We start from the raw sequence: 6,313 nt of genomic DNA on the forward strand, positions 1-6,313 counted from the left end.
GGATTATCGCCCTGTTTAAATTAGTTTATTTCAGATGCCTTAGTTTTAAAATCAGTTTCATAAGTGAATAATATAATGTATAATAAAACAGATATAATAAAGAAAATATTAGGAGAGATGATATATGAATAAAATAGAACTGCTAGCACCAGCAGGAAGTATAGAGAGCTTACATGCAGCAGTGCAGGCGGGAGCAGATGCAGTATATTTAGGAGGAAATAAGTTTTCTGCTAGAGCATATGCATCAAATTTTGATAACGAGAATATGATAAAGGCAGTAGAATATTGCCATTTATATAATGTAAAAATGTATGTAACTATAAATACTATTCTAAAAGAAGACGAGGCAAAGGAAGCATTAGAATATGCCAAGTTTTTATATAAAATAGGGGTAGATGCACTTATAATACAAGACTTAGGTTTTGCAAATTTAATAAGAAAAAACTTGCCAGATTTTGAATTACATGCCTCCACTCAGATGACCATACATAACGCTGAGGGGGCTTTATTTTTAAGAGAGTTAGGTTTTAAAAGAATAGTTCTTTCTAGAGAACTTTCTTTAAAGGAAATAACACATATATCTAAAGAATTAGAAATAGAAACAGAGATATTTGTACATGGAGCCCTTTGTGTCTGCTATTCAGGGCAATGCTTGATGAGCAGCATGATTGGTGGGAGAAGTGGAAATAGAGGAAGATGCGCTCAGTCCTGCAGGTTACCAAATGCTATTATAGATAGAAAAACTATGACTGAGAAAAAAGGGTATCTGTTAAGTCCAAAGGATATATGTACGGTTGAAGATATAAAAGATATAGTAGAAAGTGGAACAGCTTCTTTAAAAATAGAAGGAAGAATGAAGAGGCCAGAGTATGTGGCAGGAGTTGTGCAGGCTTATAGAAAGGCTATAGATAATGTACTAAATAAAGAGAGTTTAGAAGTAAAAGGTAACAATAGGGAAGACAATTATAAAAAATTAAAGGACAAAAAAAATATTGATCTTAAATCAGAAAAGAAGAAGCTTCTTCAGCTCTTTAATAGAGAAGGTTTTTCAAAGGCATATCTATTTGGTAATGTAGGGAAGGATATGATGGCATATACTTTTCCTAAGAATACTGGGGTAGAACTTGGTAAAGTTCAGAAGGATTTAACGCTAATATTAAAAGAGAATATATCTATAAAAGATGGTATAAGAAAGGGAGAAGAGGGCTTCACGGTATCCAAGATAATAAAAAATGGAAATGAAGTAGAGGAGGCCTCTGCAGGAGATAAGGTAAAGATATTGCCAATTCAATATAAAAATGGGGATATGCTCTACAAAACTTCTGATGTAAAACTGTTAAGTGAATTAGAGGAGATTTATAAAAAGTCTTTTGAAAGAAAAATTCATTTAAAGTTATCAGTAAGATTTAAAGTAGATGAGCCAATAGTTCTGAATTGTGCTTGTGAAGGTGAAAGTTTAGAGGTTCAAGGAGAAGTTGTACAAAAGGCGTTAAAAAAGCCTTTAGATAAAGATAGAATTATAGAGAGCTTGAGTAAAGCAGGAGATACTCCTTTTAAATTTACTGAGATTAGTTTTATAGATTTTGAGAATGGATTTTTACCTATATCTGCCTTAAATGAGGTAAGAAGAAATTTAGTTGAAAAGTTAAATAACTATGTGCTGACAAAAAACAATAAAAACATAACGTTAGAAAAAGTTAATGCAGGAATCAAGAATGAAAATAAGAACCATGAAAGTAAAGCAGAAAAAATAAATGATACTTTGTTGCCGGAAACTGTTGTTTATGTTAGCAATGAAGAGCAGCTTAGAGCCTTTACAGAATCTGATTTTACAACGGTTGCGATAAATCCCTTTGGACTTCTAGATTTTAGTTGTCTAAATAAATTAAAGAATAAAAAGGTATTTATAAAAATACCTAATATAATAAGAACAGAATTTGAACATTTAATTAAACAAGTAGAGGAGAACTTAGAAAAAATAGAGGGTGTAATTACAGCAAATTTAGGTGCTATAAGCAGACTAAGAGGTAAAACTAATATAATAGGAGATTATAAATTAAATATATTTAACAGCGAGGCTTTGGATTTTTATAAGGATTTTCTTACTGGAAGCTGCTTAAGTGTGGAACTGAATAAAAAGGAAATGAAAAGTGTTGCTAAAAATGCAAAGTTACCTATACAAATATTAGTTTATGGTAAAATTGAATTAATGGTAAGTGAGTATTGTCCTATAGGAAGTACTTTCGGAGGTAAGTGTTCCACTAGTAATTGTAATAATGCTTGTAAAAGAGGAGACTTTGTCCTAAAGGATAGAATGGGGGAAGAGTTTATACTAGGTACTGATAAGTTTTGTAGAAGCTATATATATAATAATGTGCCTAGCAATTTAATTGATAATATGGGAGAGCTAAGGAATATGGACGTAAGTTCCTTTAGAGTTGATTTTATTGATGAGAACTACGAAGAAACTAAGAGAATTTTACAAGCATTTAAGAAGGAAGAGTGGAAAGATGACTTTAGTAAGTTCACAAGAGGACATTACAAAAGAGGAGTGGAATAAATGAACGAAAAGTCTTTAAAAATTTTAGAGTTTGGTAAAATTAAAGAAGAAATTAAAAAATATACAGTTACTAGTGCGGGAAAGGATTTAATAGATGAATTAAAACCATATGATAACATATATGAAGCAAGAGAACATTTAGAAGAGACAAAGGAAGCTTTGAGACTACTTGTTACAAAAGGTGCGCCACCCTTTGAAGGTGTTTATGATATTAGAGAGGGTATAAGTAGAGCAGAAAAGGGTTCTTCACTTATGCCAGGACAGCTTTTGAAAATAGCAGCAATGCTTAGATCTGCAAGAAGATTTAAGGAATATATAAGTCATAAGGAAGAGGAAGAAGCTTTCAGAGTTATTGAGGATATATGCGAAGGCATTGTACCATTAAAGAAATTAGAAGATGAAATATTTTTAGCTATTGAAGGAGAAGATGAAATCTCAGATAGAGCAAGTTCAACCCTTTATAATTTAAGAAGGTCCCTAAAAGACAAAAATGCCTCTGTAAGAGATAAGGTTAACTCTCTTATAAGAAGTTACTCCGAATATCTTCAAGATAATCTATATACCATGAGAGGGGATAGATATGTTCTTCCTGTTAAGGCAGAGCATAAAGGGGCAGTGCAAGGACTTGTACATGATCAAAGCTCTAGTGGAGCCACCTTATATATAGAGCCTATGAGCCTTGTTAATTTAAATAATGAAATAAAAGAGCTTATGCTTAAGGAAAAGGCAGAGATAGAAAGAATACTTGCAGAGCTTTCAGCTAAGGTACATGATAATAAAACCGCAGTTAGAAATAACTCTAATATTATATGGGAATTAGATTTTATCTTTGCAAAAGGTAAATATGCTAGCGCTTCAAATTGTAACGCGCCAACAATAAATGATGAAGGAATAATTGATATTATAGAGGCAAAACACCCGCTTATAGATAGAAAAATAGCGGTGCCAATGAGTATGTATTTAGGTAGAGAATTTACTTCCCTAGTTATAACAGGACCTAACACCGGAGGAAAAACTGTAACCTTGAAAACTGTAGGACTATTACATATCATGGCTTTAAGCGGACTTATGATTCCTGCTAGAGAACATTCTACTGTAAGCTTTTTTAAAGAGGTATTTGCAGATATTGGAGATGAGCAGAGCATTGAGCAGAGTTTATCTACATTTTCTTCTCATATGACTAACATAGTAAATATAATTGAAAAGGCCGATGAAAAGTCATTGATACTCTTTGATGAATTGGGAGCGGGAACGGATCCTACAGAAGGAGCTGCACTAGCAGTATCAATTCTTGAACATTTAAGAAAGAGAGAATGTAGAATAGTGGCTACAACTCACTATAGTGAGCTTAAAGCCTATGCTTTAAAGACAGAAGAAGTGGAAAATGCCTCTGTGGAGTTTGATGTTGAAACCCTTAGACCAACTTATAGGCTGTTAATAGGTATACCAGGTAAATCTAATGCCTTTGAGATATCTAGAAGATTAGGACTTCCTGATTTTATAATAAGTGATGCAAAGGAAAGTATAGCAAGTGAAGCTCTTAAATTTGAAGATTTAATTCAAAGTCTACAGGATAAGAGTATTAAAGCTGAAAATTATGCTAGAGAAGCAGAAGTTTTAAAGCTTGAAGCTGCAAAGCTTAAGGGAAAATATGAAGAAAAATTGTATAGCCTTAACAATGTTAGAGAAAAAGCTATAATTGAAGCACAAAGAGAGGCAAAGTCAATATTAAGAGAAGCAAAAGAAGATGCAGACAAAATTATTAAGGATATGAGAGAACTAGAAAAAATGGGCTATAGTTCTGATGCAAGGCAAATGCTTGAGGAAGAGAGAAGAAAGCTTAAAGAAAAACTTGAAAAGGCTGAAGAAAAGGCAAACAAAGTTAAAGAGGATAATGGGGAAGAGCTTAAAGATGTTAAGGAAGGGCAGGAAGTTTTTTTACCTTCTTTAAATCAAAAGGTTATTGTTTTGTCTAAACCAGATAATAAAGGTGAAGTACAGGTTCAGGCTGGAATTATGAAAATAAGTGTTAAGCTTAAGGATTTAAGAGCTTCAAAAGGAGCATCTAAAGAAGAAAAGAAAATTGCTAAAAGAGAAGCTAAATTAAATTTAAGATCAGTTCCAAGTTCTGTGGATTTAAGAGGTATGGATTCCATGGAAGCGGTTTATACTGCAGATAAGTATTTAGATGATGCTTATATGGGTGGACTTGCAGAAGTGAGTATTATCCATGGAAAAGGAACTGGAGTACTTAGAAATGCCATTAATGATATGTTGAAGAGACATTCACATGTTAAGAGATATAGGCTTGGAGAGTATGGTGAAGGTGGAACTGGAGTTACAGTTGTAGAGTTAAAATAAAATTTATATATAAGTAGCTTCAATTCATAAAGTAAGAATTTTGCGACACAAAATTTTTATTTGAGGACAGTTGACAAAGGACAGAGGACAGTGATGGTGAGTTTTCTTCCTTACGTCAGAAAACTATTATATTTTTTTAGGCTTGTTTTGCTAATGCAAAACATCGCTTAAGCAGAGAGTACTCCTGCGAAACAAAAGAGCAGGAACTTCTATATAAATTAAAGATTTTTCGTAGTGAAGCGGAGAAAAATCCTCCTTCACTGTCATCTGTCAATTGTCCTCTGTCCTCTAAAAAATTATGAATTAAAGATAAGTAGGGGTGATTTAATGATTATAGTAAGTGCTTGTTTATGTGGAATTAATACTAAGTATAATGGTGCAAATAATCTTGATGAGAGGATTCTAAAGCTTTTGAGAGAGGGTAAGGCTATACCAGTTTGCCCAGAGCAACTTGGAGGACAGAGTACTCCAAGGGCAGCACATGAAATATCTAAAGCTACAGGAGCAGATGTATTAGATGGGAAGGCAAGAGTAGTTGGACCAGAAGGTGATGATGCAACTGAGGAATTTCTAAAAGGAGCTTATGAAACTCTTAAAATAACTAAAGAATGTGGCGCAAAGGTAGCCATACTAAAGGCTAGAAGCCCCTCCTGTGGACACGGAAAGATTTATGATGGAAGCTTTGATGGAAACAAAATTGATGGCAATGGTGTTACAGCTGAACTTTTAGAGAGAAATGGAATTAAGGTTTATACGGAGGAAGATAACCTAGAAGATATTATGAAATAAATAAAAGAATTGCATTAAATATTTAAAAGGGTGCTTCAAATGAATTGAAGCACCTAATTTTTATTGGATATTTAATTTTCTATATAGTTAGCGACAACTTTTACTGTAAAAGTACGAGCTGGTGGACATGCTGTTGGTTCTTCAAATACAAAGCAGAATTTTCCAGCGTTTACAGCTGCTATGCAAGCATCTCCAGAAGAATCAGTAAAGAATGTGCAAACCTTAAAAGCAATTAGTTTATCATTTTCAAAAACTAGCACACCAATATCAACAACCTTATTAGGGCAAACATTTGTTAAAATAACATCAATATCTAAAAATCTTCCTACACAGGTAATTGTTGTAGTTATAGTTTCAGTAGCTGTTAATTGACATTTAGCAAAGCTAACTGGCGCTTGTGTTGCGAAACAACATGGGCAAGGAGTTGGTGTAGGCGCTGGTGTAGTAGGTGCTGGCGTTGTTGGCGCCGGTGTAGTAGGTGCTGGTGTCGTTGGCGCTGGTGTAGTAGGTGCTGGTGTCGTTGGCGCTGGTGTAGTAGGTGCCGGAGTAGTAGGCGCTGGCGTTGTTGGTGCTGGTGTCGTTGGTGCTGGCGTTGTTGGCGCT

4 protein-coding genes are annotated in these 6,313 nt (G+C 34.0%); 3 read left to right on the top strand and 1 reads right to left on the bottom strand.

The features are described from left to right. Positions 1-124: 124 nt before the first annotated feature. The 3 genes from I6U51_RS18295 (at position 125) to I6U51_RS18305 (ending at position 5,710) form a co-directional block, all read left to right on the top strand. Positions 125-2,560 carry a U32 family peptidase gene (locus tag I6U51_RS18295; RefSeq protein ID WP_211144010.1) on the top strand — a complete coding sequence of 812 codons (2,436 nt, stop codon included), beginning with the start codon at positions 125-127 and terminating at the stop codon, positions 2,558-2,560. After that, positions 2,561-4,921, top strand: coding sequence for an endonuclease MutS2 (locus I6U51_RS18300; RefSeq protein WP_211144011.1), 2,361 nt, complete (start codon positions 2,561-2,563; stop codon positions 4,919-4,921). A 327-nt stretch (positions 4,922-5,248) separates the two neighbouring features. Continuing rightward, on the top strand, positions 5,249-5,710 hold the full coding sequence (locus I6U51_RS18305; protein WP_211144012.1) for a 2-thiouracil desulfurase family protein: 462 nt from the start codon (positions 5,249-5,251) through the stop codon (positions 5,708-5,710). Between the two features lie 71 nt (positions 5,711-5,781). Here I6U51_RS18305 and I6U51_RS18310 read toward each other — a convergent pair. Further along, positions 5,782-6,313 (bottom strand): hypothetical protein (locus tag I6U51_RS18310; protein WP_211144013.1); only part of this gene is annotated, 532 nt, incomplete at its 5' end.

The organism is Clostridium aciditolerans, from assembly GCF_016316925.1.
GTDB classification, from domain to species: domain Bacteria; phylum Bacillota; class Clostridia; order Clostridiales; family Clostridiaceae; genus Clostridium_AM; species Clostridium_AM aciditolerans.

What these genes read in the sequence shown, in the direction of transcription:
- I6U51_RS18305 (WP_211144012.1), top strand. Translation starts at nt 5,249, where the DNA reads ATGATTATAGTAAGTGCTTGTTTATGTGGAATTAATACTAAGTATAAT.
- I6U51_RS18300 (WP_211144011.1), top strand. Translation starts at nt 2,561, where the DNA reads ATGAACGAAAAGTCTTTAAAAATTTTAGAGTTTGGTAAAATTAAAGAA.
- I6U51_RS18295 (WP_211144010.1), top strand. Translation starts at nt 125, where the DNA reads ATGAATAAAATAGAACTGCTAGCACCAGCAGGAAGTATAGAGAGCTTA.